Origin of the sequence: Allostella sp. (assembly GCF_041913585.1) — a bacterium.
Lineage (GTDB): Bacteria > Pseudomonadota > Alphaproteobacteria > ATCC43930 > Allostellaceae > Allostella.
This window is the reverse complement of sequence record NZ_JAYSFE010000001.1, coordinates 17,315-42,960: the sequence shown is the minus strand read 5'-3', so window position 1 is coordinate 42,960 and position 25,646 is coordinate 17,315. Positions and strand designations below refer to the sequence as shown.

Below are 25,646 nucleotides of genomic sequence, written 5' to 3'. Positions count from 1 at the left end.
CGAAAGGGACCGGAACCCTAACGAAGCGGCTGGCGCATGTCATCGGGCGGAGTCGCTGAGCCGGCGCCCCGCGGCGCCGGGTGGCGGCCGCTCCGGCCCTCCGACCTGGACGCCGTCGAACGGATCGCCGCGATCGTTCATCCCGCCTACCCGGAGCGGCCCGAGGTCCCGGCGGAGCGGCTGGCGCTCTTCGCGGCGGGATGCTTCGCCGCCTGGGACGGGACCGAGATGGTCGGCTACGCGATCGCCCATCCAGGACGCCTCGGAGCGCCGCCGGCGCTCGACAGCCTGCTGGGCGCCCTCCCGGCGCGCCCCGACTGCCTCTATCTCCACGACGTCGCCCTGCTGCCGGCGGCGCGGGGCAAGGGTCTCGGATCGGCCCTGGTCGGTCGCCTGATCGGCCTCGCCGCGGCCCGGGGCCTGATGCACCTGGCGCTGGTGGCCGTCGGCGGCTCGACGCCCTACTGGATGGCCCAGGGATTCGGACCGCCGCCGCACCCGTCCCGCGATCTGCGGCGCAAGCTTGCGAGCTATGGCGGCGATGCGGCCTACCTCGTCCGCGGGATCTAGAGATCGAGGAGCGCGCCCTCGAGGCCGAGCAGGCGCCGCTTGGTCATCCGGCCCTCGCCGCCGCTGAAGCCGCCGAGGCCATGGCTGCCCGTCACCCGGTGGCAGGGGATGAAGATCGGAATGGGGTTGCTGCCGCAGGCCTGGCCGACGGCGCGGGCGACGCCGCCGGCCACCCGTGCGAGGTCGGCATAGGTCCGGGTCTCGCCGTAGGGGATGGCGCACATGCCTTCCCAGACGGCGCGTTCGAACGGCGTGCCGGACGGTCGGAGCGGCAGCTCGAAGTCGCGGCGCGTGCGCGCGAAGTACGCGTCCAGCTGCCGTGCCGCCTCGTCGAGAAGCGGCGACCGGTCGGCGCCGACGCTGCCGCGCCAGCCGCTGGCGACGATGGCGCCGTCCTCCTCGACGATCTGGAAGCGCCCGACCGGGGTCGCGACCGAGCGGATGCGGCGGGCCGGCATCAGCGCCGCTCCAGGTCGGCGCGGAGCTCGTCCGGATCGGCGATCGGCAGCGAGCAGACCGGGCCCGCGCAGACGAAGGCCGCCGCCGCGCCGGCCGGCGCGGCCTTGCGGTGGGCCGGATGATCCGCCGGCAGCGCCGTGCCGGGCTCGACGATCGTCAGAACGCGATCCGGCAGGGACACGTCGAGGACGGCCCGGCGCAGGCGGGCGCGCGCCTCGCCGGCAGCGCCGGTCAGCACGATCTGCAGCGGCCGCTCGAGGAACGCGGCCGCGTTCAGGAGCGATGCGAGCGGAAAGAAGTTGCGCGCGACGGCACCGGAGAAGGCACCGACCACGGCCTCGGCCCGGCCGCGGAAGCGCGCCTCGCCGGTCAGCGCATGGAGACGGGCCAGAACATCGACCATGACGGCATTGCCCGACGGAACGGCATGGTCGTTGGCATGTTTGACCGCGGCGACGAGGTCGCGCGTGTCGGTCGCGGCGAAGAAGTAGCCGGGCTCGGCCGGGTCCCAATGGTGACGGTCGGCATCGGCGACATGCCGGCGGGCGGCGTCGATCCAGGCCGGCTCGCCGGTCGCCTCGTGGAGCGCCAGCGCCGCCCGGGCGAGGTGGGCATGATCGTCGAGCGTCGCCGGATGCCGGGCCCGGCCGTCGCACCAGGAATGGGTCCGCCGCCCGTCGGCCGCGGCCAGCAGGCGCCGGGCGACGAAGTCGTAGGCGCGTCGCGCCGCCTCGATCCAGGAGGGCTCGTCGAAGACGAGGCCGGCATTGGCGAGCGCCGCGATCGCCATGCCGTTCCAGTCGGCCAGCACCTTGTCGTCGCGCCCCGGGCGGACGCGCGCCGCCCGGGCGGCGAGCAGGCGTCGGCGGCAGTCGGCGAGCTGCTCCTCTTCGTCGCTGAGCCAGTCCATGTGGCGCCGGCGGTTGAGGATGGTGTGGCCTTCCCAGTTGCCGTCGGGGGTGACGTCGTAGACGCTCTTGAAGCGGCCGGCGTCGGGGCCGAGGACGCGATCGACCTCGGCTTCGTCCCAGACATAGAACTTGCCCTCGACCCCCTCGCTGTCGGCGTCGAGCGCGGCGGCGAAGGCGGCATCCTCGACCCGCATCTCGCGCAGCATCCAGTCGACGGTCTCGCGCACCCGGGCCGCGTAGAGCGGCCGGCGCGTCTCCTGCCAGACGAGCGTCAGCAGGTCGATCAGCTGGGCGTTGTCGTAGAGCATCTTCTCGAAATGGGGCACCAGCCAGACGGCATCGACGGAGTAGCGCGAATAGCCGCCGCCGAGATGGTCGTAGATGCCGCCCTGGCTCATGTGGTCGAGGGTCAGCAGGACCGCGTTGCGGAACGGCTGCTGGCGCTGGCGCCTCCAGGCCCGCCACAGGAGCTGGATCACGAAGGGCTGGGGAAACTTCGGCGCGTCGCCGATGCCGCCGTGGAAGGGATCGATCTCGCGCGCCAGCCGCCGCGCCACCTGGTCGATCGTCGCCAGGGGGATGCCGGAGCCGGGCTGGGTGCGCGAGAGCTGGGCGAGGCCGTCGCGGAGTGCGGTGACGTTCTTGGCGACCTTCTCGGGATCGCGGGCGAACGTGTCGGCGACGGCGGTCAGCACGTCGCGAAAGGCGGGGCGGCCGTAGCGGGCGGTCGGCGGGAAGTAGGTTCCACCCCAGAAGGGCTCGCCGTCGGGGGTCAGGAACATGGTGAGCGGCCAGCCGCCGCTCTCGCCCGTGAGCGCCAGCGCGTGCTGGTAGATCTGGTCGATGTCCGGCCGCTCCTCGCGATCGACCTTGATGTTGACGAAGTGGCGGTTCATCACCCGGGCCGTCTCGGGATCCTCGAAGGATTCGTGGGCCATGACGTGGCACCAGTGGCAGGCGGCATAGCCGACGGAGAGCAGGATCGGCCGGCGCTCGCGGCGGGCGCGATCGAGGGCGTCCGCGTCCCAGGGCTCCCACGCCACCGGGTTGTCCATGTGCTGGCGCAGGTAGGGGCTGGTCTCTGCGGCGAGGCGGTTCTGGGGCATCGGGGCATTCTCCTCGGCCCGGATCGTCGGCCGGATGGCGGCCGGCGCGTTGCGCCGGAGGGGTATGGTCCCGATAATGTGGGAGAGCGACCCGTGGGGCTCAACCGCATTCCGCCCCCGTTCGTGGCCCGCCTCCCCGAATGCGAACGCGAGACGCCCGATATGACGATCGCCGATCCGCCGCCCTTCTATCGCTGCCACGTCTTCGCCTGCACCAACGAGCGGCCGGAGGGGCATCCCCGCGGCTCCTGCAAGGCGCGCGGCGGCGAGCGCCTGCGCAACTACATGAAGGCGCGGGCGAAGGAACTCGGCCTCGCCGACACCCGGATCAACTCGGCCGGCTGCCTCGACCGTTGCGAGCTCGGGCCGACGATCGTCGTCTATCCCGAGGGCGTCTGGTACACCGCGCACAGCAACGCCGACATCGACGAGATCCTGCAGACGCACCTGATCGAGGGCGGTCGCGTCGAGCGCCTCATGCTGGCTCCCGACCAGACGGAACCGCGCAGCTGACCGGTTACCGGCATGGCGATACGATATTCGCGCTTACGACCGGAAATTTCCGGTCCGGCGTGGCGATGGTGCGTGTTTCAGGACCGCTGGCGGGAGCGATAATAAGCGCACTTACCGGAAGGGCGGTGCCACCGCCCCGGACGGCCGTTCGCCGGCGATTCGGGATCGATCCGGTGATCGACGACGGGCTGCTGCTGTGGTTTCCGGCGCCGACGAGCTTCACCGGCGAGGACGTGGCGGAACTGCACGTCCATGGCGGGCGGGCGGTGTGGAACGCCCTGGCCGCGGCGCTCGCCGCGGCCGGCGCCCGGCCGGCGCTGCCCGGCGAGTTCAGCCGTCGTGCGTTCGCGAACGGGAAGCTCGACCTGACCCAGGCCGAGGCGATCGCCGACCTGGTGGCGGCCGAGACCGAGGCGCAGCGCCGGCAGGCCATGCGGCAGCTCGACGGCGAGCTCGGCCGGCTCTACGAGGGCTGGCGGGAGCGGATCGTCGCGATGATGGCGCGCGCCGAGGCGGCGATCGACTTTCCCGACGAGGATCTGCCGGGCGGGCTGCTGGAGGCGATCCCGGCCGAGGCGGCCAGCCTCGCCGCGGCGATGGCCCGGCATCTCGGAGATGGCGGTCGCGGCGAACGCCTGCGGGACGGCATCCATGTCGTGCTCGCCGGCGCTCCGAACGCCGGCAAGTCCAGCCTGCTGAACGCGCTGGTCGGTCGCGCCGCGGCGATCGTGCATCCGGTCGCCGGCACCACCCGCGACGTCGTCGAGGCGGCGATCGACCTCGATGGCTGGCCGGTCGTGTTCTCCGACACGGCCGGGCTGCGGCCGACGGCCGACGCCGTCGAAGCGGAGGGGGTGCGGCGCGCCCGGGCGCGGGCCGACGCGGCGGACCTGCGGCTGCTCGTCGTCGACCTCGCGGACCGGGCGTCCGATGCGGCGGTCGCCGGTCTCGTCGACCCGCGCGCGATCGTCGTCCTCAACAAGCGCGATCTGTCCGATCGCCCGGTCGATCTCGGGCCGGTGCCGCATGTCCGTGTGTCGGCGCGATCGGGGGAGGGGATGGCCGAACTGGCGGCGGCGATCGCCGGCGGGATCGCGGCAACCTTTCCAGCGGCCGGGCTGTCGCCGACGCGGGCGCGCCACCGCGCGGCGGTCGAGGGCTGCATCCGGCACCTGCGGGCGACCATGACGGTGGCCCTGCCGGAATTGCTGGCGGAGGAACTCCGGCTGGCGGCGCGGACCCTGGGCGAAGCGGTCGGCCGGATCGACGTCGAGGAGGTCCTGGATCGCGTCTTCCGGGAATTCTGCATCGGCAAGTGATGTTTCATGTGAAACAGCGCCGGCCCGGCGGTCGGTCGGCGCTTTTGCTTGGCGAACGGGGCACCGATCCATAGAGTGCGGCGCCATGCCGGAGCCGCAGAACAGTTACGACGTCGTCGTCATCGGCGGCGGCCATGCCGGGTGCGAAGCCGCGGCCGCCGCCGCCCGGATGGGCGCACGCACGCTGTTGATGACCCATCGCCGCGACACCATCGGCGAGATGTCGTGCAATCCGGCGATCGGCGGCCTGGCGAAGGGCCATCTCGTCCGCGAGATCGACGCCCTCGACGGGCTGATGGCGCGCTGCATCGACCGGGCGGGAATCCAGTTCCGCATCCTGAACCGCAGCAAGGGGCCGGCCGTCCGCGGACCGCGCGCCCAGGCCGACCGCAGGCTCTACCGGCAGACGATGCAATCGCTGCTGGCCGAACAGGCCGGGCTCGAGATCGCGGCCGAATCCGCCGAGGACCTCATTCTCGATCGGGCCGGGTGCGCTGCCGGAGTGGTCGCCGCATCCGGCCGGGAGGTCCGGGCGGGGGCGGTGATCCTGACCACGGGCACGTTCCTGCGCGGAATGATCCATGTCGGCGATCGCCGGGTTCCCGCCGGCCGCGTCGGCGAGGCGCCGGCGATCGGGCTTGCCCGGACGTTGGAGCGCGCCGGGTTCCGCCTCGGTCGGCTGAAGACCGGCACGCCGCCGCGCCTCGACGGGCGGACCATCGACTGGGCGGGGCTGGAAGCCCAGCCGGGCGACTCGCCGGCGCCGCCCTTTTCGTTCCTGACCGACCGGATCACCACCCCGCAGGTGCCCTGCCACATCACCTGGACGACCCCGGAGGCCCATGCCGCGATCCGCGGCAACCTGCACCGGGCACCGCTCTATTCCGGGCAGATCGAGGGCGTGGGCCCGCGCTACTGCCCGTCGATCGAGGACAAGGTGGTGCGGTTCGCCGAGCGCGACCGGCACCAGATCTTCCTCGAGCCCGAAGGGCTCGAGGACGACACGATCTATCCCAACGGCATCTCGACCTCGCTGCCGGAGGACGTCCAGGCGGCAATGATCGCGGCGATCCCCGGCCTCGGCCGGGCGCGGATCCTGCGCCCGGGCTATGCCATCGAGTACGACTTCGTCGACCCGCGCGAGCTGCGGGCGACGCTGGAGACCCGGCGGGTGCCGGGGCTCTTCCTGGCGGGCCAGATCAACGGCACGACCGGGTACGAGGAGGCGGCCGCCCAGGGCCTGATGGCCGGCATCAACGCCGCCGCCCTGGCGGGTCAGGCACCCGCGGTCACCCTCGACCGGGCGGACGCCTATATCGGCGTGATGATCGACGACCTCGTCACCCGCGGCGCCAGCGAACCCTACCGCATGTTCACCTCGCGGGCCGAGTACCGGCTGGTGCTGCGGGCCGACAACGCCGACCAGCGACTGACGGCGCTCGGGACGGCGGCCGGCTGCGTCGGGGCGGCACGGGCGGCGGCCTTCGCGCGCAAGATGCGCGATCTCGAGGCAGGGCGGGCGCTGGCGCGGCGACTGTCGGCGACGCCGGCGGCGCTCGGGCGCGCCGGCTTCCAGGTCAACCAGGACGGGGTCGCGCGATCGGTCACGGACTTGCTGCGCTATCCCGACATCGCCATCGCCGACCTCGCCCGCATCTGGCCGGAACTCGGCACCCTCACGGCGGAGGCGGTGGAGCAGATCGAGATCGACGCCCGCTACGCCGGCTATGTCGAGCGCCAGGAGGCCGACATCCGCTCGTTCCGCAAGGACGAGGCCCTGCTGCTGCCGGACGATCTCGACTATGCGGCATTGGGCAGCCTGTCGGCCGAGGTGCGGGAGAAGCTGGGCCGCGTCCGACCCGCCACGCTGGGACAGGCGGCACGGGTCGAAGGGGTGACGCCGGCGGCGCTGGTGGCCTTGCTGAAGCATGTCCGGCGCGGGGAGCGCCGCGTCGCGTGACCGCGGCGCTGACTCCGTCCGGGTTTGCCGCCGCCATCGCTGTTTCACATGAAACACTGGAGCGGCTGCAGGTCTATGTCGACCTCCTGGCCCGCTGGTCGCCCCGCATCAACCTGGTGTCGGCCGCGACGCTGGCCGACCCCTGGCGCCGCCATGTCCTCGACAGCGCCCAGCTTTCGCCCGACCTCAAGGCGGTGACGGGTCCGATCGCCGACCTCGGATCGGGGGCGGGGCTGCCCGGCATGGTCCTCGCCATCCTCGGCCACGCCAATGTCGCGTTGCTCGAATCCGACCAGCGGAAATGCGCGTTCCTGCGCACCGCGGCACGGGAGACCGGCACGTCCGTCCGCATCTGCGAGGGCCGGATCGAAGCCTTGCCGCCGATCGGGGCGGAGGTGGTGACGGCGCGCGCCTGCGCCCCGCTGGCGAAGCTCCTGGAGCTCGCCGACCGGCACCGCCGTCCCGGGGGCTGGGCGATCTTCCTCAAGGGCCGGACCGCCGGCGCCGAGATCGCCGAGGCGCGGCGGTCCTGGTCCTTCGAACTCGGCCAGCGCCCGAGCGCCGCCGATCCCGATGGCTGTATCCTCCGCCTGGAGAAGATCGTCCGTGTCCAGTAGCGCGCCCGCATCCATCCGCCGCGTCGTCGCGGTCGCCAACCAGAAGGGCGGGGTCGGCAAGACCACCACCGTCATCAATCTCGCAACGGCGCTCGCCGCCGCCGGACACCGCGTGCTGGTGATCGACTTCGATCCGCAGGGCAACGCCTCGACGGGGCTCGGCGTCGAGCCGGCCGACCGCCAGCCCAGCATCTACGACGTGCTGACCGGCGAGGAGACCCTGGACGGCGCGACCATGGCGACCCAGGTGCCGAACCTGACGCTGGTGCCCGCCACCCGCGACCTGGTCGGGGCCGAGGTCGAACTGCTGGAGGGCGAGCGGCGCGACCAGCGCCTGCGCGACGCGCTCTTCGACGGTGCGGCCGAGGCCGAGTTCGTCCTCATCGACTGTCCGCCGTCGCTGGGGATGCTGACGGTCAATGCGCTGGTCGCGGCGGACGAGGTCCTGGTGCCGTTGCAGTGCGAGTTCCTGGCGCTCGAAGGGTTGAGCCACCTGCTGCACACCGTCGACCGGATCCGGCGCAGCCGGAACCCGGACCTGCGCATCCGGGGCGTCGTCCTGACGATGTTCGATCGCCGCAACAACCTTTCCGAGGTCGTGGCCGAGGATGTCCGGGCCAACCTCGGCGACACCGTGTTCGAAACGGTGATCCCCCGCAACGTGCGGATTTCCGAAGCCCCGTCGCACGGGCTGCCCGTGATGCTCTACGATTGGCGCTCGGCGGGGGCCCAGGCCTACATCCAGCTCGCCCGCGAACTCCTGGAACGCTACGAGAGGGATGCCGCATGAGCCGCGACGCGATGAAGCGCAAGCCCCTGGGCCGCGGGCTGTCGGCCCTCCTGGGGGAGAGCCCGCCCGTACCGGCGGAGCCGGCGCCGTCGCCCGGCGCCACCCGGGCGGTCCCGATCGAGCACCTGCGGCCGGGCCGGTTCCAGCCGCGCCGCCAGTTCGACGAGGCGGCGATGGCGGCCCTGGTCGAATCGGTGCGGGAGCAGGGGATTCTCCAGCCGATCCTGGTGCGCCGCCACGGCGAGGACGGGTGGGAGATCGTCGCCGGGGAGCGGCGCTGGCGGGCGGCCCAGGCGGCGGGCCTGCACAGCGTCCCGGTGCTGGTGCGCGAGCTCGACGATCGTGCCGCCCTGGAGATCGCGCTGGTCGAGAACGTCCAGCGCCAGGACCTGACGGCGCTGGAAGAGGCCGAGGGCTACCAGCGGCTGATCGACGAGTTCGGCCATCGCCAGGAGGATCTGGCGCGCTCGGTCGGCAAGAGCCGCAGCCACATCGCCAACACCCTCCGCCTGCTGCAGCTGCCGGCCGCGGTGCGCGAGCTGGTGCAGGAGGGCGCGCTGACCGCGGGCCACGCGCGCGCGCTCGTCGGCGCGGCCGACGCGGCGGCGCTGGCGCGCCGGATCGTCGAACAGGGGCTGAACGTCCGCCAGGCGGAGAAGCTGGCGCAAGGCGCCAAGCAGACGGCGCCGCGGCGTCCGCCGCCCGAGCCGGATGCGGACACGCGGGCGCTCGAACGGACCCTGGAACAGCAGCTCGGGCTGCGGGTCGCGATCGAGCATGGCGAGCGCGGCGGCCGGGTCGTCCTTCACTACCGCACGCTCGACCAGCTCGACGACGTGCTGAAGCGCCTCGGCGGGTAGCTAACGGCGCTCGCCCAGACGGGCGAGATCGTCGAGCGCCCGCCGGCACACGAGGTCGGCGGGGAAGGCGGCCCGCTTGCAGTCGGCCTCGGCGTCGGCGAGGCGCGCGATGGCGTGGGCGACGCGGCGCCGGGTCCATCGCTGGGCCTGGACGGCGAGCAGCGGCGCCTCCTTGAAGTGCGGCTTCGGCCGCAGGGCGTCGACCGCCTCCTGCGGCCGCGCCCCGGCCTCGACGGCGGCGGCCAGCCCGAGCAGGCGGAGGAAATGGCGCTGCAGCGCGCGCAGCACGCGGATGGGCGCCTCGCCCTCGGCGAACACGCGGTCGAGGAGCCGCTCCAGGCGCCGGCGGTCGCCGCCGGCGGTCGCGGCGACGACGGCGTCGATGGCGATCTCGGCGCTGTCGCCGACCACGGCGATGCAGTCCTCGACCGAGACGCGGCCGCCATCGCCGACGAAGAGCGCCAGCTTCTCCGCTTCGCCGCGCAGGACGCCGCGGTCGCCGCCGAGATGGGCCGCGAGCCAGTGCGCAGCCTCGCCGTCGAGCGCCACCCGGTACTGCGCCAGGGTCTCGCGCAGGACCCGCTCGAGCGCCGCGCCCTCGTCGACGTAGCACGGCACGGCGGCGGCCGCGGAAGCGCCCTCGAAGAGCTTGCGCAGGGGGCTGCCCGCCCGCAGTTCGCCGGCCTCGACGACGATCAGCGTGTCGCCGCTGGCGCCGTCCCGCAGGACCCGCTCGAGCGCCGGGGCGGTGGCGTCGGTCGCCTCGCGCACCCGGACCAGGCGGCGGCCGCCGATGAGGGAGAGCGCGGCCGCCTCCTCGGCGAGCCGCGGCGGATCGGCGACCACGGCGGCGCCGGTGAGGACGGACACCCGGAAGGGATCGTCGGGATCGGGCACGGCGCTGCGGCCGAGCAGGGCGGCCCGCTCGCGCACCAGGCCGGCATCGGGTCCGTAGACGAGGACCGCGCGGATGGCGGCGTCGGGACGCCGGCAGAAGGCGTCGAGCCGGGCGGAGGGGATCTTCACCGGGCCGCGCTTTCCCGGCTGCGGTCAGCCCGTCGGATCGTTGCGGCGGAAATGGAGGGCCAGCCGCGTCCGGATGTCGGCGCCGATCTGGCGCAGCGCCTGCTGGCGGGCTTCCTGCTCGGAGACGACGTTGGCGTAGTCGTTGATGAGGATGTCGAAGCTCGACAGCGTCCGGCTGCGTCCCTGGAGGACGGTCTTGCCGTCGGCGAGCGACACCAGGCGGTATTCGGCCTCGAGCGTCAGGTTCGTGCGCGTGCGGATGTCGTCGCGGCGCAGCCCGATGTCGGCGCGCTGCTCGGCGAGCTTGACGTCGAGCCGGTAGCGCGGGTTCCCCGGCACCCCATAGGGGTTGATCTCGTCGCGCAGGTAGTTGCGGAGATACTGGCCGGACCGGTCGGCGATGTTGGCGATCTGGACGGTCGCCAGCTCCGTCGGCACGGAGCCGGCGCCGCGCGGCGCGTTGAGCGGCTCGAATCCGCAGGCGCCGGCCAGCAGGAGGGCCGCGAACGCGAGCCCCCTAGACCACCACATTGACGATCCGGTTCGGTACAACGACGACCTTCCTCGGCGACCTGCCCTCGGCGGCGCGATGGACGGCCGCCAGCCCGAGCGCGGCGGCCTCGACCGCGGCGCGATCGGCATCGCGCGGCATGTCGAGGGTGGCGCGGAGCTTGCCGTTCACCTGCACGGCCAAGGTTACCATGTCGTCGACCAGCAGCGCAGCATCCGCCTGCGGCCAGGGCGTGTCGACCAGCAGGACGCGGTGCCCGAGTTCCTCCCAGAGCGCCTCCGCGAGATGGGGCGTCATCGGCGAGAGGAGCTGGGCGGTGGCCTCGCAGCCCTGGCGCAGCACCCAGGCGGCGCCGGCAGCGTCCGGCGCGAGGTCGGCCAGGCCGTTGACCAGTTCCCGGATGCGGGCGACGGCCTTGTTGAAGCGGAAGCCCTCCAGGTCCTCGGTCACCGCATGGATCGTCTTGTGGACCAGGCGGAGCACGGCGTCGGCCGCCGGGTCGAGCCGGTCGGGACGGGCGGCGCCTGCCGGCGGCAGGGCGACGGCCGGCTCGGTCACCAGCCGCCAGACGCGGTTGATGAAGCGCCACACGCCCTCGGCGCCGCCGTCGGTCCATTCCAGGTCGCGCTCCGGCGGGCTGTCGGACAGCAGGAAGAGCCGCGCGGTATCGGCGCCGTAGCCCTCGACGATGGCTTCGAGGCCGACCACGTTCTTCTTCGACTTGCTCATCTTCTCGGAGCGGCCGACGGTGACCGGCCGGCCGCCGTCGACGGTGACGACGGCGCCGCCCTCGGTGCGGCGGATATCCTCCGGGAAGAGCCACTTGCCCTCGGGGTCCTGGTAGGTCTCGTGGCAGACCATGCCTTGGGTGAAGAGCCCGGCGAAGGGCTCGGCCATGTCGGCATAGCCGCAGCGCGAGAGCGCGCGCATGAAGAAGCGCGAATAGAGCAGGTGCAGGACGGCGTGCTCGACGCCGCCGATATACTGGTCGACCGGCATCCAGTACTCGACCGCCTTGCGGTCGAAGGCCGCACCGTCGCGCGCCGAGCAGAAGCGCAGGAAGTACCAGGAGGATTCGACGAAGGTGTCGAAAGTGTCGGTCTCGCGCCGCGCGGGCTTGCCGCAGGACGGGCAGGCGACGTGCTTCCAGGTCGGATGGTGGTCGAGCGGATTGCCCGGGCGATCGAAGGTGACGTCGTCGGGCAGGCGCACCGGCAGGTCGGCTTCCGGTACCGGGACGATGCCGCAATCCTCGCAATGGACGACGGGGATCGGGCAGCCCCAGTAGCGCTGGCGCGACACGCCCCAGTCGCGCAGCCGGAACTGCACCTCGCCGGCGCCGGCGCCGAGCCGCTCCAGTTCGTCGATGGCGCGGCGCTTGGCGTCGTCGACGGGAAGCCCGTCGAGGAAGCGCGAGTTGTAGAGCGTCCCGTCGCCGGTATAGGCCTCGTCGGCGATGGCGAAGGACGCCGGGTCGGCGCCGGGCGGCAGCACGACCGGGATCACCGGCAGCCCGTACTTGCGGGCGAAGTCGAGGTCGCGCTGGTCGCCGGAGGGACAGCCGAAGATCGCCCCCGTCCCGTACTCCATCAGGACGAAGTTGGCGACGTAGACCGGGACCCGCCAGTCGGGGTCGAAGGGATGGACCGCCTGGAGGCCGGTGTCGAAGCCGAGCTTCTCGGCCGCCTCGATGACGGCCTCGCTGGTGCCGAGCCGGCTGCATTCCTGGATGAAGGCGGCGAGCGCGGGGTTGGACCGGGCCAGTTCCTCGGCCAGCGGGTGGTTCGGCGAGACGGCGACGAAGGACGCGCCGAAGAGCGTGTCGGGCCGGGTCGAATAGACCTCGATGCCGTCGTCCCGTCCGGCCAGGCGGAAGCGGAAGCGGGCGCCCTCGGACCGCCCGATCCAGTTCTCCTGCATCAGCCGCACGCGGTCCGGCCAGCGGTCGAGGCGGCGGATGGCGTCGAGCAGGTCGTCGGCGAACTCGGTGATGCGGAAGAACCACTGCGACAGGCGCCGCCGCTCGACCGGCGCGCCCGAGCGCCAGCCCTTGCCGTCGATCACCTGCTCGTTGGCCAGCACGGTGTTCTCGACCGGATCCCAGTTGACCCACGACTCCTTGCGGTAGGCGAGACCCGCCTCGAGGAAATCGAGGAACATCTTCTGCTCGTGCCGGTAGTATTCCGGGTGGCAGGTGGCGATCTCGCGGTCCCAGTCGTAGCCGATCCCCATCCGGCGCAACTGGTCGCGCATCACCGCGATGTTCTCGTAGGTCCAGGCGGCGGGATGGACCTTGCTGGCGATGGCCGCGTTCTCCGCCGGCAGGCCGAAGGCGTCCCAGCCCATCGGGTGCAGCACGTTGAAGCCCCGGGCGCGCTTGTAGCGGGCCAGCACGTCGCCCATCGTGTAGTTGCGGACATGGCCGACATGGAGGCGTCCCGAGGGATAGGGGAACATCTCCAGGACGTAGTATTTCGGCTTGCCGGCATCTTCGGTGACGGCGAAGGTGCGCTGGTCGGCCCAGGCGGCGCGCCACCGGTCTTCGTTCTCGCGGACGTTGTAGCGGGACATGGGGTCGCTGCTTTTCCTGCCGAGGTTCGCCCGAGCGGGCGGAATGGACGCCCCGCCCGGGCGGGGTCCCAAGTCAAAAAAGGCGCGGCATTCTGTCGAACGGGACGCCGGCCCGCAAGCCGGCCGCCGGGTTCCTGCCGGCTACTGGGCGGCCATGCCGAGCCGCATCTGGCGGGCCCGGGTCAGGATGGCGTCCTCGAGATCGGGCCCGGTCTTGGGATCGACGGGCGCGTCGACCCAGTTGCCCAGGCCGTCGCGGCGCTGTCGGAACACGGCGACGCGGACGCCGTCGGCGCGCAGGGTCCGGTCGAGAATGAAGACGTTGACCTTCATCCGCTCGTCCGGGGCCTGCGGCGCCGAGTACCAGTCGGTGATGATGACGCCGCCGAACGGATCGGCCTGGGCCATCGGCATGAAGGAGAGGGTGTCGAGCGAGGCCCGCCACAGGAAGGTGTTGACGCCGATGCCGCCGCCACCGCCTTCGCTGCCGGGCTCGGCGCGGCGCGTGGAGCCGAACAGCCAGAGGCCGCTGCCGTCGCCCCAGATCGTCTCGCGCGGCTGGTTGCTGTAGGTGATGTCCGACGCGCCGGTGCGGCGGGTCGGATAGGCGGCTTCGGTCTTCGGCCCGTCGGTGCCGCAGGCGGCGAGCGTCACCAGCGCCATGCCGGCCAGGGCGACCCGGGCCGAGCGGGAGATCTTGCGGGCAGCGATCATGTGGCCGAACTGTCCTTCCATTGGCGAGACCGCGGGCACCGACCCCGGGCGGACGCCGTTCCAGGCCCCTCTTCCGAGGGAACCGTCTAGCACCACGCTTCCTGGCCGTCAAAACGGCAACGGGCCGATCGCCATTCCGGCTCGGCCCGTTCCGAACCGGGTGCCGGCACGCGGACGATTCGACGGGCTTGCGCTCGACACCGCTCCGCAGCCGGCCGCACTCTATATATAGTGACGGTCGGCGCTGCCCCTCCGGCATGCGGGGGTCGCTGGTGCAAATCTGCCACAGGTGGGACGGGGCGACACAGGCGAACCACCTTCGCCTTGACGGTACTCCGGGCTTTCTCTCAGATTGCCGTCGTGGAGCCGTTCTGCGGTCTAAAGCGAATTGCTCGCATACAGGTTCGAACGTGAAGGGGGACTTATGAAAAAGGTGTTGTTGGGCAGCACCGCCCTGATCGCCGCTGGCGTCCTCGCCGTTCCGGCGATGGCGCAGTCGGCTGCCCCGGGGAAGCAGCCGCAGCCGCTGCGGCTCGGGATCGGTGGCTACTTCCAGGCCTACGGCGTCTATGTCAGCCAGCCGGACGGCGTCGGCGAGTACGGCCAGAACCGTCGCGAATTCGACCTCAAGCGCGAAGCCGAAATCCACTTCACCGGCTCGGTGAAGCTGGACAACGGCCTCACGGTCGGCGCCCAGGTCGAGCTCGAAGCCGAGGTCTGCTCGGACCAGATCGACGAGAGCTACCTGTACTTCGAAGGCGGCTGGGGTAAGCTGATCCTGGGTTCGGAGAACTCGGCCGGCTACCTGCTCTCGGTCGGCCCGCCCTCCGTCGACGGCAACTTCGACGGTCTCGACCCGAACTACCGCATCATCAACGGCCTCGGCTCGGGCGCGCTGAACCGCTCCACCGAGGCGTGGCTGGTCAACATCTCCGGCGACTCGGAGAAGTTCACCTACATCTCGCCGCGCTTCGCCGGCTTCCAGGTCGGTGTGTCGTACACGCCGGACAACTCGGAAGAGGCGACTGCCGGTCAGGTCCGCGCCAAGGGCGGTTCGTTCGCCGGCATGCCGTCGAACAAGCAGTCCGACACCAGCGCGGCCCGCTGGGAAGACGTGATCGCGGTCGGTGTGAACTACACCAACAAGTTCGGTCCGGTCAGCCTCGCGGTCAGCGGCTCGTATGAGCGTGGCTCGCTGTCGGGCTGCGTCGTCTCCGCGGCCTGCTCGGGCTACGACGATCGCGAGACCTGGGGCGCCTATGCCAAGGTCGGCTTCGCCGGCTTCGAGGTCGGCGGCGGCTACTGGGAAGACGACAACGGCCTCCGCGGCGACAACAAGTCCCGCGCCTGGGGCGGCGGCGTCACCTACGGCGTCGGTCCGTTCGTGGTCGGTGCGTCCTACCTGAACTCCGAGCGCGAGCAGCCGGGCCTGGACGACGACAAGATGCAGCGCGTCCTCGTCGGCGGCCGCTACACCTACGGCCCGGGCATGGATCTCCGTGCGTCGGTGCAGTGGTACGGCCTCGAGGCGGATCGTTCGCGTCCGTCGGCCGACGGCGACAGCTGGGCCTTCGTGCTCGGCACGACCGTCAGCTTCTGATCCTCTCCCACAAGGAGAGTTTCGCGGGACGGAGGGCCGAAAGGCCCTCCGTTCTGCGTTTCGGGGTCCCGTTCTACGAACGCGGGCCGGCGAGACGGCGGTCGAGATCGGCGACCGCGAGATCGGCGATCGTCGTCGCCATCTCGCGCATCCGCGCCATGCAGGGAATCGGCTCCGCCAGCAGCAGGCGTTCGACCGCGGCCGGATCGGCGGCCTGCGCGGTGCGCGGCAGCCGTTCGAGCGGCAGGCGCAGCGACCCCATGCAGCCGACGCGGCCATCGGCCGCGATGCGCAGCTTGGCCAGCCCGCAGGGTGCCGCACAGTCCGGCCCGACATAGGGCACGGTCCAGGCAGCGAGGTTGCGGAACCGGCCTTGCAGGACGGCGGGCGGTGCCGAGCTGTAGATCGCCAGGCCCGGCAGCGCGAAGAGCTTGGTCATGTGGGCGGGTCCGCTGTCGGCCAGGACCGCATAGTCGAAATCGCGGATGCCGCGGAGCAGGCCGCCCACCGTCGGGTAGGCATCGACGACGGGCAGCGCGGCCGGCAGGTCGAGGGCGCGGCGGTAGAGGCGTCCCTGGTGCTGGTTGTCGTTGAGGCAGAGCGTGACCTCGCCGCGGCCCGCCAGCGCCCGGAGGAGTTCGGACGTCACGGCCGGCGGCAAGGTTCGCATCGGCGTCGACGACAGCGGCATGACGGCAATGCGGGGTGGGCGCCCGGCCGGGATCGGCCGCGCCTCGGCCGGATAGTCGGGCGACGGCGGCAGCCCGAACGCCTCCAGGAGTTCGCCCTCCATGTCGACCGGCCAGATGTCGATGTCGCGGCGCGACTCCAGATGGCCGAGATCGACGACGGCGTCGTAGCGCGCGAGATCGCGCGCGCCCAGCCACAGCGTGAAGAGCTCGATGCCCGGGACCGTGCGGTAGATGTCGGCGGCCGAGCCGGCGCAGAAGACGCCGAGGCCGCGCGGACGGAAGCGGGCGCGCAAGGCCGACAGGAAGAGGAGCGTGCAGACGTTGGACCCGAGCGCCTGGCTCGGCAGCAGGAACAGGACCCGCCGGCGCGCGAAGTCGAAGGTCGGCCAGGCCTCGCGCGGCAGGCATGGCAGGGATACGGTTCCCGCCATGGTCCGGAACTGCTGCGGATGGCGCCCGACGACGTTGCGCGCGAACTGGCCGAGCGAGGTGTAGCAGACCTCGCCGCCGCGGCCGGCCTGCTCGGTCTCGGGATCGGTGCCGGCCTGATGGAAGCGGAACGGGCTCGCCGCCCGAAACGACAGCAGCGGCGTGCGGGTACGGCCCGCGCGGGCGGGATCGGCCATCACTTGACGGCGCGGAGCACGATGTCGGTCGCGCGGATGACGTTCCAGTAGGAGCGGGCCGCGAAGGAGAGATCCTGCGAGGTGATCTCGCGCCGCCGCAGGCGGCCGAGCCAGGGCTCCTCCGGCTGGGCGTTGGCCGACACGATCTCGAAGTCGACGTCGAGCATGAGCGCGAGCGGTGTCGTCGCCCACCCCTTCGCCTGCCATTCCCGGTTCTTGACCTTGGAGAACATCTCGAGCCCGGCCACGGTGATCGGCCGGACATGCGTCGGATCGGTCACGAAATCGTCGTGGCGCGGGTGCGGCACGGTGATGCGCACGACGGCGCCGGGCGCGCTGACGCGGTACAGTTCCTTGATGATCCCGAGATAGGTCGCCGGCGTCTGCCCCAGATGCTCGAGGACATGGATCAGCAGGATCTCCTGGGCGCTCGCGGTCTCGAACGGCCAGGGCAGGCGCTCCAGGTCGAGCAGCAGGTCCGGCTCGCAATGGGGCGAGTTGTCGACATTGAGGTATCCGTCGAGCTTGCGATTGCCGCAGCCGAGGTTGAGCTTCATGGCTTCGGGTGATCCTTTCCGGCCCCGGTGCTACTATCCGGCCGTCCCGCACCGATCGTGGGGGCCGTCGTCGCCGGGGTCAAGGCGAGGCCCGGACCCCTTGAGCCGCTCCCGAGGAGGCAAGATTTGGCCGAACCCGCCCCCGTCCACGCCGCGGACGACGTTCCCGATTCGATCGCAGCCCGGCTGGCCGCCGTCCGCCGGACGATCGCCGAGGCCGCCCGCGCCGCCGGCCGGGATCCGGCCTCGGTGGAACTGGTCGCGGTCGGCAAGACCTATGGCGCCGAGAACATGATCGAGGCGATCCGGGGCGGCCAGCGGGTGTTCGGCGAGAACCGGGTGCAGGAGGCGGCCGCGAAGTGGCCGGACCTCAAGGCGCGGTGGCCGGACATCCGGCTGCACCTGATCGGCCCGCTCCAGACCAACAAGGTCAAGGACGTGATCGGGCTCGTCGACGTCCTGCAGACCCTCGATCGCGAGAGCCTGGCCGTGGCGCTGGTGAAGGCGCGCGACAAGGGCGCCCGGCTGCCGGCGCTGCTCCTGCAGGTGAACACCGGCCGGGAACCGCAAAAGGCGGGCGTCGCGCCGGAGGCGGTGGACGCGTTCCTCGTTCGCTGCCGGGACGAGTGGTCCCTGCCGGTCTCGGGCCTCATGTGCATCCCGCCGGCGGACGAGCCCCCCGCCCTCCACTTTGCCCTGCTGCGCGAGATCGCGCGCCGCAACGGCCTGGAGCGCCTCAGCATGGGCATGAGCGGCGACTATCCGACGGCGATCCGCTTCGGCGCCACCATGGTCCGGGTCGGTTCGGCGATCTTCGGCGCGCGGTCGGCCCCGCCCGCCTGACCTTCAGGGAGCCTCGACGACGAGGCGCGTGTCGGTCGTGGCCCGGGCCAGCAAGTGCAGCAGGTCGGCGGCCGTCAGCGCCACGCAGCCTTCGGTCGGCGCGTAGCCGTCCCGGGCGACGTGGACGAACACCGCGCTGCCGGCGCCGGCCACGACCGGCATGTCGTTGTGGCCGATGACGACCACGAGGTCGTAGAGCGGGTCGTCGCGCCACAGGCGCTCGTGCCGGGCCGGGTGCGGCAGGCGGATCGGGCAATTGTAGTCGGCATGGCCGGGATCGTCGCACCAGCCGTCGTCGCGGCCGATCGCGACCACGGGCAGGCCCGTCGCCGGCCGCGGCAGCCGGTCCGGTCGGTAGAGCAGGCGGCGAAGCGGAAAGCGGCCGACCGGCGTCGCCCCGTCCCCCTCCCGCTTGTCCGTGCGGATGCCGCCGCGACCGATCGCGCAGGCGAAGCGCCGGCCGTCGGCGGCGAGCCAGGCCCGGTCGCCGTCCGATCCGACCGTCCAGTCGCCGCTCACAGCATGTGCCCGCTCTTGACGGCCTTGGTGCGCAGATAGTCCGCGTTGTGGTCGTTGCTGGGAAAGACGTGCGGGACCCGCTCGACGACGTCGACCCCGCAATGGCGCAGCGCCTCGACCTTGAGCGGGTTGTTGGTCATCAGGCGGACGCTGGAGAAACCGAGCTGGCGCAGCATCTCCGCCGCCGGCGCATAGACGCGCTCGTCGGCATCGAACCCGAGCTGCAGGTTGGCGTCGACGGTGTCGAACCCCTCGTCCTGGAGCTGGTAGGCCCGCAGCTTGTTGACCAGGCCGATGCCGCGCCCCTCCTGGGCGAGGTACAGCAGCACCCCGGCCCCCTGCTCGGCGATCTCGCGGATGGCGCCCCGCAACTGGTCGCCGCAGTCGCAACGCAGGCTGCCGAGCAGGTCGCCGGTGAAGCATTCGGAGTGGATGCGGGCCAGCGCCGGCTGCCGCGGATCGGGGGTGCCGACGATGATCGCGATATGCTCCAGGCCGCCGTCCGACGGCCGGAAGGCGACGATGCGCGTGTTCTCGGCGCCGGCCAACGGCACGCGGGCCTCGCCCACCCGCGACAGGCGCCGCGCCATGTCCGTCGGGTAGCTCAGGACCGGACCGGCCTCGACCACCAGCAGCCCCTCCAGACGGGCCCAGTCCTCGAGCGTCCGGTCGTCGACCAGCCCGGCCGCGGCGGTGACCGCCGCCGGCAGCAGCCGGGCGATCTTGGCGAGCGCGACCGCCGCGGAATCGCCGTCGGTCGGCCGCGCCGCGGTCACCGCCACCACGGTCGGCGCGACGCCGGGTTTCGCCAGCGGGTCGACGAGGTCGCGCAGGGACTGGGCGGTGGGCGTGCCCGACAGCGCCACCCGGACGACGCCCGCCTCGCTGCTGCCGAGCCCGAGCAGGATCGCCCGGCGACCGGTCATGGCCAAGCTGGGGCTCGAACCGGACAGGCGCACGAAGCGCGAAAGGCGATCCTCGGTGAGCGCCTCGACGGCGAGCGCCAGGACGGCGCGGTCGCCGTCGCGGATGACGATCGGCTCGCCACGGCGGAAATCGGCGACGGCGCGGTCGACGGCCACGCTGCCCTGCCCATGGACAGCGGCGGCGACGTCGGACAGGCGGACTCTGCTGAGCGGCATGGCGTACCTGTAGCAGGATGGGGTTACGATGGGGCGTCTGGTGCGTTCGACCCGGGTGCTCGTTGATTCTTTCGCGGGCCGGCGGGCGCCGAGCCGGACGATGGCTCGCGATCGGAGACGGAAATGGCCGTGTACCTCGGATACGACCAAGCCGCACTGGACGAACAGTATAACGCTCGGGCGGCGGTTCCGGATCACCCCTCCGTGATTCAGCGCTGGGATGTCGCCGGCGCCGCCGCATCGACGCGGCTGCGCGCCGACCTCGACATCGCCTATGGCGACGGCGCGCTGGAAACCCTCGACATCTACCGGCCGGACGAGGACGGCCGGCCGGCGCCCGTCCTGGTCTTCCTCCACGGCGGCTACTGGCAGTGGCGCGACAAGAAGGATTTCGTCTTCCTGGCCGAGCCGTGGGTCGCTGCCGGGGTCGTCACCGTGCTGGTCAACTATCCCCTGGCTCCGTCGGCGACCATGGACGAGATCGTCGACGCCTGCCGCCGCGCCGTCGCCTGGACCGCCGCGCGGATCGGCCGCCACGGCGGCGACCGCGACTCGATCTGGATTTCGGGCCACTCCGCCGGCGGCCACCTGACCGCGGCGATGCTGGCGACCGACTGGCGGTCGTTCGGCTTCGCCCTGCCGCCGATGGCGGGCGGGCTCGCCATCAGCGGCCTCTACGAACTGGAGCCGATCCGGCTCTCCTACCTCAATGCGGTGCTCGGGATGGATGCCGACATGGCGCGGCGGCACAGCCCGGCCCTGCATCCGCCGGCCGCCGCGCCGCCGCTCCTCTGCGCCGTCGGCGGGGCCGAGACGGCGGAGTTCCATCGCCAGCAGGCGGCGCTGGTGGACGCGTGGCGCGCGGGCGGGCTGGAGGTGGCGGCGGTCGACGTTCCCGGACGCAACCATTTCACCGTCCTCGATGCCTTCGCCGATCCCGGCCACGACCTGTTCCGGACGCTGCGCCGACGGATGCCCGGCCCGGAATGACGCGGCGCGGCCGGGCGTGGTAGGGTCCGGCACATGGCCGCGGAGCGACCGGAAGCGATGACGAACCAGAAACCCGGCAAGCGACTCCTCCTCGTCGACGACGACGATGCCCTGCGGAGTTCGCTGGCCGAGCAGCTCACCCTCTACGAGGAATTCCAGGCGACCGAAGCGGACAGCGCGGCCAAGGGGCTGGAGCGCGCCAAGGCCGAGCCGTTCGACCTCATCCTGCTCGATGTCGGCCTGCCCGACATGGACGGACGCGACGCCTGCCGCCTGATGCGCCGCAACGGCGTCCGCTGCCCGGTCATCATGCTGACCGGGGCGGACAGCGAGGCGGACACGATCCTCGGCCTCGACGCCGGTGCCAACGACTACGTGACCAAGCCGTTCCGGCTGGGGGTGCTGCTGGCGCGCATCCGTGCCCAGCTCCGTCAGCACGAGCAGAGCGAGGACGCCGTCTTCCAGGTCGGGCCCTACACGTTCCGGCCGAGCGCCAAGCTGATGACGGACGCGAGCGGCAAGAAGAAGATCCGCCTGACCGAGAAGGAGACGGCGATCCTCAAGTATCTCTTCCGTGCCGGCGACCGCGCGATCGGGCGCGACCAGCTTCTGCACGAGGTCTGGGGATACAATGCCGGGGTCACCACGCACACGCTGGAGACCCACGTCTACCGGCTGCGGCAGAAGATCGAGCGCGACCCGCAGAAGGCCGAGATCCTGGTGACCGACCCCGGCGGCTACCGCCTCGTGCCGTAGCCGCGCCGCGCCGCGATCAGCGGCAGGACGGCGGCGATCGGCAGCAGGGCGAGCACGGCGACGAAGCGGGCGACGCTGTTCCAGTCCCCGAAGAGCGCGAAGGCCTGGGCATAGGCGACCGGCCCGGCGATGACGCCGAGGTTGCGGCCGGCCATCAGCACGCCGAAGGCATGCGCGCCGGCCCGGCCCGGGCCGAGGATCATGCCCGGCAGGGCGAAGAGGCAGGTCGGCGTGATGCCGGCGCCCATGGCGTAGAAGAGGAGGCCGGCCGCCCCCGTCGCGTCGGCGCCGAGCCACGGCATGACGACCCAGACCAGGGCCTGGGCGGAGAGCCCGACGAGGATGACCGTGGTCGGCGCCGTCCCGGCGCGGAGCGCCCAGCCGCCGACGAGGTTGAACCCGCCGACCACCACCACGGGCAGGGTATAGGCGATGACGGCGCCCTCCTGACCGAGCCCGTAATGGTCGATGAGGAGCTGCGGCAGCCAGGTCATGGTGCCGATGTACTGGGCCGACCACAGCATGAAGACGATGGCGACCAGCAGGATCGCGCGCTGCTCTCCGGCCGACGGCGGTGCGGCCGACGCCGCGCCCGGGCGCGCGCCGAGGTCGACCCGTCCCGAACGATGCAGCACGAGCGTCCAGGCGATCGCCGCCAGCGCGACCGCGATCGCCACCCACCACAGGGGTTCCCAGCGGCCGGTGGCGAGGAACGGCACCGCGACGGCCCCCGCCAGCACCTGGCCGATCGGAATCCAGGTCGCGGTCAGGGCTGCGGCGATCGGCAGGTGGCGCGGCCCGGCATTGACCGTGGCGAAGGTCGGCCCGGCGATGGCCAGCACCGCGAAGCCGATGCCCTCCAGCGTCCGGGCTGCGAGCACGGTGATGCCGTCCTCCGGCCGCGCGAGCGTGAGGGCGGTTCCGGCCAGCGTCAGGCCGAAGGCGCCGACGAGGAAGGGCAGCGCCCCGTGGCGCTGCATCCAGCGCCCGAGATTCCACGACAGGACGAGACCCGCCAGCGCGAAGACCGACATGAATCCGCCGGCCAGCACGCGGTCGTAGCCGTAGCGTTCGATCATCAGCGGCAGCACCGGCGGCAGCTTGAACTGCTGGAACGCGGCGACGATCGCGATGGCGAGACCGAAGAGCACTCCGGTCCAGTTGGTGGGGCGGTCCGACATGGCCGGCCGGGAGTGTCTAGAAGGGGCGTCCCCGGTGCAACTGCCGCGATTGCCGGCGGCCGGCGGGCTGCTACGATGCCGTCCCAGGGCGATGGATGAACCGGCGATCCGAGTGACCTTCTGGGGCGTGCGCGGCTCGATCGCCTGCGCCGGCCCGGAGACGGCGCGCTACGGCGGCAACACGGCCTGCGTCGAGGTCCGCTGCGGCCCGCACCGGCTGATCCTCGATGCCGGCACCGGGATCCGGCCGCTCGGCCGTGTCCTCGCCGCGGAACCGCCGGCGCCGCTCGACATCCTGTTCAGCCACACCCACCTCGACCATGTGGTGGGGTTGCCGTTCTTCGCGCCGGCGATGATGCCGGGCCGGCCGGTGGCGCTCTGGGCCGGCCACCTGCTGCCCGGCCTGACGCTCGAGGGCGCCCTGCGCCGCCTCATGGCGCCGCCGCTCTTCCCGGTGCCGGTCGAGGTCCTGGCCGCCGACCTCGCCTTCCACGACTTCCTGGCCGGTGCCGTGCTCCGGCCGCGGCCGGGGATCGTGGTGCGCACGGCGCCCCTGCCCCATCCCGACGGCGCGACCGGCTACCGGATCGAACATGCCGGCCGTGCGGTCGCCTATGTCACCGATCTCGAACACCGGCCGGGGGCCATCGACCGGACCGTCGTCGAGCTCGTCCAGGGCGCGGACCTGATGATCTACGACGCCACCTACGACGATGCGGAATTCGCCGGCCGTGTCGGCTGGGGCCACTCGACCTGGCAGGAGGCGCTCCGCATCGCCGACGCCGCGTCGGTCGGGCAGGTCGCGCTCTTCCATCACGATCCGGGTCGCGACGACGCGGCGATGGACGCGATCGCCGGCGCCGCCCGGCGGCGGCGGCCCGGGACCCTGGTCGCGCGCGAGGGGATGACGCTGGCGTTCTAGGCTGCCGCGTCGAGCTGGAAGACGCGCTTCCAGTTGGCGGGGGTCATGGCGTCGACATAGGCGCGCTGCATGGCGGGGGTCAGCGCCTCGATCATGAAGCGGTCGTCGATCCAGACCTCGACGACGTCGAAGAAGCCGCCGCGATTGCAGACCCGCGCGGTCCATCCCATCCCGGCGGCGATGGCGATGACGTCGCGGGCCTCGTGCGGAACGGCGATCGCGATGTGGACGCCGGTCGGCTGGCTGGGATCGGCCGGCGTGCCCGCGACCTCGGCCGGTCCCGGGACCAGCGCGACCTCGGCCGGATAGATCTCGATCTGGGTGCCGCGGTCGTCGCCGGCGAAGACGATCCAGGCGCCCGGGACGGGCGGGAACGGCATCGCTTCGGCATTCCACATGCGGGCGATGGCGGCGGCGGCGCCGGCAGGGTCACGGGCGGGGATCGAGGCGTGAATGAGCATGGCGGCGGGCTCCGCGGCGTGCAGTTTCGATCCCGGTCGGTCGCTGCGAGCGGCCGATCGGTTCTGCCGTCGCGACCTATCGGTCGGCGGGCAGGGCGTCGACGGGCGGCGCTCCGTCCGCCGGCAGGTCGTCGACCGGGGCGCCGAGCGCGCGGAAGTTCGCCCGCGTCACCTCGTCGACCGGCAGGTCGAGCGCGCGCACGGCGGCCGATGCCCGCTCGGCGATCCGTCCGAAATCCTCGATCGTCGAGTCGATCCGCAGCGAGCCGGACGGCCCTTCCAGGCGGAGATGCATCCACCCGCCCGAGCGGTCGCGCTTGGTCGAGTAGTAGCGCAGCCGCGCCTCGGTCAGGCTGTGCCAGGGGATCCGGCGGCGCGACGGCCCCGTCATTTCGATCGCCGCATCGTCCACCGCGACCCGCGTCCGCTGCCGTTCCAGGGTCCGCCAGGCGAAGATCGCGAAGAGGAGCGCCAGGGCCGCCAGCACGCCGGCGATCCAGCCTGCCACCGGAACCAGCAGCAGGGGGCCGAGCGTCGCCAGCAGCCCGGCGCCGGCGCGGGCATAGTCGGCCCAGAGGGCCTCGGCCGGATAGCGATGCTGGCTCGTCATGCGACGCCCGGATCGAGGGTGACGACCACCGGGACATGGTCGGAGGGCTGCGTCCAGCCACGGGCGGCGCGCAGGATGGCGGCCTCGCGCAGGCCGCCCGCGAGTTGCGGCGTCACCCAGACATGGTCGAGGCGCCGGCCCTTGTCGGCGGCGTCCCAGTCGCGCGCGCGGTAGCTCCACCAGGAATAGAGCTTGCGGTCGGCCGGGACGAAGTGGCGGACGGCGTCGACCCAGTCGCCCGCCTCCTGCATCGCCGTCAGCTTCTCGACCTCGATCGGGGTGTGGCTGACGACGTCGAGCAGCTGCTTGTGCGACCACACGTCGTGCTCGAGCGGCGCGATGTTGAGGTCGCCGACCAGGATCATCGGCCGACCGCCCTGGCGCTCCCGCCGGATCCAGTCGCGGGCCTCGTCGAGGAAGGCCAGCTTGTGGGCGAACTTCGGGTTCTCGTCCGGGTCGGGCACGTCGCCGCCGGCGGGGATGTAGAAATTGTGGAGCTCGATGCCCCCCGGCAGCGTCGCGAAGACGTGCCGGCAGTCGTCCTTGCCGCACCAGACATGGCCGCCGACGTTTTCCAGCGGCAGCTTCGACAGGATCGCCACCCCGTTGTAGCTCTTCATGCCGCGGATGATGCGGTGGCGATACCCCGCCTCGGCGAAGGCCTTGGCAGGGAACGCGTCGTCGATCGCCTTGGTCTCCTGCAGGCAGAGCACGTCGGGACGCTGCTCCGCGAGGAAGCGCAGCACCAGGTCGAGCCGCAGGCGGACCGAGTTGATGTTCCAGGTCGCGACGGTGAGCGCCATCGGGGAGGCCGGCCGCC

At 72.1% G+C, this 25,646-nt stretch carries 26 protein-coding genes; 12 read left to right on the top strand and 14 right to left on the bottom strand.

The window, feature by feature from the left end; all coding sequences use genetic code 11:
• Window positions 1–36: 36 nt before the first annotated feature.
• Entirely contained in the window at window positions 37–570 is a 534-nt protein-coding gene (locus tag ACE3Q3_RS00215; protein ID WP_374440016.1) for a GNAT family N-acetyltransferase, read from the top strand.
• Here the strand turns inward: ACE3Q3_RS00215 and ACE3Q3_RS00210 are convergent.
• The gene (locus tag ACE3Q3_RS00210) at window positions 567–1,028 is read right to left on the bottom strand and encodes a methylated-DNA--[protein]-cysteine S-methyltransferase (protein WP_374440013.1); all 462 of its coding nucleotides are present in this window, start codon (window positions 1,026–1,028) and stop codon (window positions 567–569) included. The genes ACE3Q3_RS00215 and ACE3Q3_RS00210 overlap by 4 nt on opposite strands.
• Complete coding sequence (locus tag ACE3Q3_RS00205; RefSeq protein WP_374440010.1) at window positions 1,028–3,046, bottom strand: thioredoxin domain-containing protein; 2,019 nt, start codon at window positions 3,044–3,046, stop codon at window positions 1,028–1,030. The genes ACE3Q3_RS00210 and ACE3Q3_RS00205 overlap by 1 nt, the downstream gene beginning before the upstream one ends.
• Before the next feature lie 162 nt (window positions 3,047–3,208).
• Here ACE3Q3_RS00205 and ACE3Q3_RS00200 point away from each other — a divergent pair, with 162 nt between their 5' ends.
• The 6 genes from ACE3Q3_RS00200 (at window position 3,209) to ACE3Q3_RS00175 (ending at window position 9,105) form a co-directional block, all read left to right on the top strand.
• Window positions 3,209–3,559 (top strand): ferredoxin, encoded by a 351-nt coding sequence (locus ACE3Q3_RS00200; protein WP_374440007.1) that lies wholly within the window; start codon window positions 3,209–3,211, stop codon window positions 3,557–3,559.
• On the top strand, window positions 3,556–4,878 hold the full coding sequence (gene mnmE / locus ACE3Q3_RS00195; protein WP_374440269.1) for a tRNA uridine-5-carboxymethylaminomethyl(34) synthesis GTPase MnmE: 1,323 nt from the start codon (window positions 3,556–3,558) through the stop codon (window positions 4,876–4,878). The genes ACE3Q3_RS00200 and mnmE overlap by 4 nt, the downstream gene beginning before the upstream one ends.
• An 85-nt stretch (window positions 4,879–4,963) precedes the next feature.
• Complete coding sequence (gene mnmG / locus ACE3Q3_RS00190) at window positions 4,964–6,838, top strand: tRNA uridine-5-carboxymethylaminomethyl(34) synthesis enzyme MnmG (protein ID WP_374440004.1); 1,875 nt, start codon at window positions 4,964–4,966, stop codon at window positions 6,836–6,838.
• A gap of 8 nt (window positions 6,839–6,846) precedes the next feature.
• Window positions 6,847–7,455 (top strand): 16S rRNA (guanine(527)-N(7))-methyltransferase RsmG, encoded by a 609-nt coding sequence (gene rsmG, locus ACE3Q3_RS00185; protein WP_374440267.1) that lies wholly within the window; start codon window positions 6,847–6,849, stop codon window positions 7,453–7,455.
• A complete protein-coding gene (locus tag ACE3Q3_RS00180; RefSeq protein ID WP_374439999.1) occupies window positions 7,445–8,245 on the top strand; it encodes a ParA family protein in 801 nt (266 codons plus the stop codon). Before rsmG ends, ACE3Q3_RS00180 begins: the two co-directional genes overlap by 11 nt.
• The gene (locus tag ACE3Q3_RS00175) at window positions 8,242–9,105 is read left to right on the top strand and encodes a ParB/RepB/Spo0J family partition protein (protein WP_374439996.1); all 864 of its coding nucleotides are present in this window, start codon (window positions 8,242–8,244) and stop codon (window positions 9,103–9,105) included. The genes ACE3Q3_RS00180 and ACE3Q3_RS00175 overlap by 4 nt, the downstream gene beginning before the upstream one ends.
• Here ACE3Q3_RS00175 and holA read toward each other — a convergent pair whose 3' ends face one another.
• The 4 genes from holA to ACE3Q3_RS00155 all read right to left on the bottom strand — a co-directional run bounded on the left by holA (window position 9,106) and on the right by ACE3Q3_RS00155 (window position 13,927).
• Complete coding sequence (holA, locus tag ACE3Q3_RS00170; RefSeq protein ID WP_374439993.1) at window positions 9,106–10,131, bottom strand: DNA polymerase III subunit delta; 1,026 nt, start codon at window positions 10,129–10,131, stop codon at window positions 9,106–9,108.
• A 24-nt stretch (window positions 10,132–10,155) separates the two neighbouring features.
• Window positions 10,156–10,662 (bottom strand): LPS assembly lipoprotein LptE, encoded by a 507-nt coding sequence (lptE, locus tag ACE3Q3_RS00165; protein WP_374439990.1) that lies wholly within the window; start codon window positions 10,660–10,662, stop codon window positions 10,156–10,158.
• A complete protein-coding gene (gene leuS / locus ACE3Q3_RS00160) occupies window positions 10,649–13,213 on the bottom strand; it encodes a leucine--tRNA ligase (protein WP_374439987.1) in 2,565 nt (854 codons plus the stop codon). The genes lptE and leuS overlap by 14 nt, the downstream gene beginning before the upstream one ends.
• A gap of 141 nt (window positions 13,214–13,354) precedes the next feature.
• Window positions 13,355–13,927 (bottom strand): DUF3576 domain-containing protein, encoded by a 573-nt coding sequence (locus ACE3Q3_RS00155; protein ID WP_374439985.1) that lies wholly within the window; start codon window positions 13,925–13,927, stop codon window positions 13,355–13,357.
• A 388-nt stretch (window positions 13,928–14,315) separates the two neighbouring features.
• On the opposite strand from ACE3Q3_RS00155, the gene ACE3Q3_RS00150 reads away from it, so the two are divergent.
• Window positions 14,316–15,527 (top strand): porin, encoded by a 1,212-nt coding sequence (locus ACE3Q3_RS00150; RefSeq protein ID WP_374439982.1) that lies wholly within the window; start codon window positions 14,316–14,318, stop codon window positions 15,525–15,527.
• A gap of 73 nt (window positions 15,528–15,600) precedes the next feature.
• Here ACE3Q3_RS00150 and ACE3Q3_RS00145 read toward each other — a convergent pair whose 3' ends face one another.
• Window positions 15,601–16,845 carry a glycosyltransferase family 9 protein gene (locus ACE3Q3_RS00145; protein WP_374439980.1) on the bottom strand — a complete coding sequence of 415 codons (1,245 nt, stop codon included), beginning with the start codon at window positions 16,843–16,845 and terminating at the stop codon, window positions 15,601–15,603.
• A complete protein-coding gene (locus tag ACE3Q3_RS00140; RefSeq protein ID WP_374439977.1) occupies window positions 16,845–17,402 on the bottom strand; it encodes a hypothetical protein in 558 nt (185 codons plus the stop codon). Before ACE3Q3_RS00140 ends, ACE3Q3_RS00145 begins: the two co-directional genes overlap by 1 nt.
• A gap of 126 nt (window positions 17,403–17,528) precedes the next feature.
• Between ACE3Q3_RS00140 and ACE3Q3_RS00135 the strand changes: the two genes are divergently transcribed.
• Window positions 17,529–18,245 carry a YggS family pyridoxal phosphate-dependent enzyme gene (locus ACE3Q3_RS00135; RefSeq protein WP_374439975.1) on the top strand — a complete coding sequence of 239 codons (717 nt, stop codon included), beginning with the start codon at window positions 17,529–17,531 and terminating at the stop codon, window positions 18,243–18,245.
• A gap of 3 nt (window positions 18,246–18,248) precedes the next feature.
• On the opposite strand, the gene ACE3Q3_RS00130 is transcribed toward ACE3Q3_RS00135, so the two are convergent.
• On the bottom strand, window positions 18,249–18,764 hold the full coding sequence (locus ACE3Q3_RS00130) for a L,D-transpeptidase (protein ID WP_374439972.1): 516 nt from the start codon (window positions 18,762–18,764) through the stop codon (window positions 18,249–18,251).
• Complete coding sequence (gene ribA, locus ACE3Q3_RS00125) at window positions 18,761–19,906, bottom strand: GTP cyclohydrolase II (RefSeq protein ID WP_374439969.1); 1,146 nt, start codon at window positions 19,904–19,906, stop codon at window positions 18,761–18,763. The genes ACE3Q3_RS00130 and ribA overlap by 4 nt, the downstream gene beginning before the upstream one ends.
• Window positions 19,907–20,110: 204 nt before the next feature.
• Between ribA and ACE3Q3_RS00120 the strand changes: the two genes are divergently transcribed.
• Together ACE3Q3_RS00120 and ACE3Q3_RS00115 are read left to right on the top strand one after the other, a co-directional pair.
• On the top strand, window positions 20,111–20,896 hold the full coding sequence (locus ACE3Q3_RS00120) for an alpha/beta hydrolase (protein ID WP_374439966.1): 786 nt from the start codon (window positions 20,111–20,113) through the stop codon (window positions 20,894–20,896).
• Between the two features lie 57 nt (window positions 20,897–20,953).
• A complete protein-coding gene (locus ACE3Q3_RS00115; RefSeq protein ID WP_374439964.1) occupies window positions 20,954–21,652 on the top strand; it encodes a response regulator transcription factor in 699 nt (232 codons plus the stop codon).
• Here the strand turns inward: ACE3Q3_RS00115 and ACE3Q3_RS00110 are convergent.
• Complete coding sequence (locus ACE3Q3_RS00110; RefSeq protein WP_374439961.1) at window positions 21,634–22,833, bottom strand: MFS transporter; 1,200 nt, start codon at window positions 22,831–22,833, stop codon at window positions 21,634–21,636. The genes ACE3Q3_RS00115 and ACE3Q3_RS00110 overlap by 19 nt on opposite strands.
• Before the next feature lie 112 nt (window positions 22,834–22,945).
• On the opposite strand from ACE3Q3_RS00110, the gene ACE3Q3_RS00105 reads away from it, so the two are divergent.
• On the top strand, window positions 22,946–23,755 hold the full coding sequence (locus tag ACE3Q3_RS00105; protein WP_374439958.1) for an MBL fold metallo-hydrolase: 810 nt from the start codon (window positions 22,946–22,948) through the stop codon (window positions 23,753–23,755).
• Here ACE3Q3_RS00105 and ACE3Q3_RS00100 read toward each other — a convergent pair.
• The 3 genes from ACE3Q3_RS00100 to xth all read right to left on the bottom strand — a co-directional run bounded on the left by ACE3Q3_RS00100 (window position 23,752) and on the right by xth (window position 25,629).
• Window positions 23,752–24,216 carry a hypothetical protein gene (locus tag ACE3Q3_RS00100; RefSeq protein ID WP_374439955.1) on the bottom strand — a complete coding sequence of 155 codons (465 nt, stop codon included), beginning with the start codon at window positions 24,214–24,216 and terminating at the stop codon, window positions 23,752–23,754. The two genes, ACE3Q3_RS00105 and ACE3Q3_RS00100, sit on opposite strands and share 4 nt — an antisense overlap.
• 76 nt (window positions 24,217–24,292) lie before the next feature.
• The gene (locus ACE3Q3_RS00095; protein ID WP_374439953.1) at window positions 24,293–24,826 is read right to left on the bottom strand and encodes a hypothetical protein; all 534 of its coding nucleotides are present in this window, start codon (window positions 24,824–24,826) and stop codon (window positions 24,293–24,295) included.
• Window positions 24,823–25,629: an exodeoxyribonuclease III gene (gene xth / locus ACE3Q3_RS00090; protein WP_374439950.1), complete on the bottom strand. Its 807-nt coding sequence runs from the start codon at window positions 25,627–25,629 to the stop codon at window positions 24,823–24,825. Before xth ends, ACE3Q3_RS00095 begins: the two co-directional genes overlap by 4 nt.
• Between the last annotated feature and the right edge of the window lie 17 nt (window positions 25,630–25,646).

Excerpts from the sequence above, each read along its gene's own strand:
- ACE3Q3_RS00215 (WP_374440016.1), top strand. The coding sequence starts at position 37 with ATGTCATCGGGCGGAGTCGCTGAGCCGGCGCCCCGCGGCGCCGGGTGG.
- ACE3Q3_RS00210 (WP_374440013.1), bottom strand. The coding sequence starts at position 1,028 with ATGCCGGCCCGCCGCATCCGCTCGGTCGCGACCCCGGTCGGGCGCTTC.
- ACE3Q3_RS00205 (WP_374440010.1), bottom strand. The coding sequence starts at position 3,046 with ATGCCCCAGAACCGCCTCGCCGCAGAGACCAGCCCCTACCTGCGCCAG.
- ACE3Q3_RS00200 (WP_374440007.1), top strand. The coding sequence starts at position 3,209 with ATGACGATCGCCGATCCGCCGCCCTTCTATCGCTGCCACGTCTTCGCC.
- mnmG (WP_374440004.1), top strand. The coding sequence starts at position 4,964 with ATGCCGGAGCCGCAGAACAGTTACGACGTCGTCGTCATCGGCGGCGGC.
- ACE3Q3_RS00175 (WP_374439996.1), top strand. The coding sequence starts at position 8,242 with ATGAGCCGCGACGCGATGAAGCGCAAGCCCCTGGGCCGCGGGCTGTCG.
- lptE (WP_374439990.1), bottom strand. The coding sequence starts at position 10,662 with ATGTGGTGGTCTAGGGGGCTCGCGTTCGCGGCCCTCCTGCTGGCCGGC.
- leuS (WP_374439987.1), bottom strand. The coding sequence starts at position 13,213 with ATGTCCCGCTACAACGTCCGCGAGAACGAAGACCGGTGGCGCGCCGCC.
- ACE3Q3_RS00155 (WP_374439985.1), bottom strand. The coding sequence starts at position 13,927 with ATGATCGCTGCCCGCAAGATCTCCCGCTCGGCCCGGGTCGCCCTGGCC.
- ACE3Q3_RS00145 (WP_374439980.1), bottom strand. The coding sequence starts at position 16,845 with ATGGCCGATCCCGCCCGCGCGGGCCGTACCCGCACGCCGCTGCTGTCG.
- ACE3Q3_RS00140 (WP_374439977.1), bottom strand. The coding sequence starts at position 17,402 with ATGAAGCTCAACCTCGGCTGCGGCAATCGCAAGCTCGACGGATACCTC.
- ribA (WP_374439969.1), bottom strand. The coding sequence starts at position 19,906 with ATGCCGCTCAGCAGAGTCCGCCTGTCCGACGTCGCCGCCGCTGTCCAT.
- ACE3Q3_RS00115 (WP_374439964.1), top strand. The coding sequence starts at position 20,954 with ATGACGAACCAGAAACCCGGCAAGCGACTCCTCCTCGTCGACGACGAC.
- ACE3Q3_RS00110 (WP_374439961.1), bottom strand. The coding sequence starts at position 22,833 with ATGTCGGACCGCCCCACCAACTGGACCGGAGTGCTCTTCGGTCTCGCC.
- ACE3Q3_RS00100 (WP_374439955.1), bottom strand. The coding sequence starts at position 24,216 with ATGCTCATTCACGCCTCGATCCCCGCCCGTGACCCTGCCGGCGCCGCC.
- ACE3Q3_RS00095 (WP_374439953.1), bottom strand. The coding sequence starts at position 24,826 with ATGACGAGCCAGCATCGCTATCCGGCCGAGGCCCTCTGGGCCGACTAT.
- xth (WP_374439950.1), bottom strand. The coding sequence starts at position 25,629 with ATGGCGCTCACCGTCGCGACCTGGAACATCAACTCGGTCCGCCTGCGG.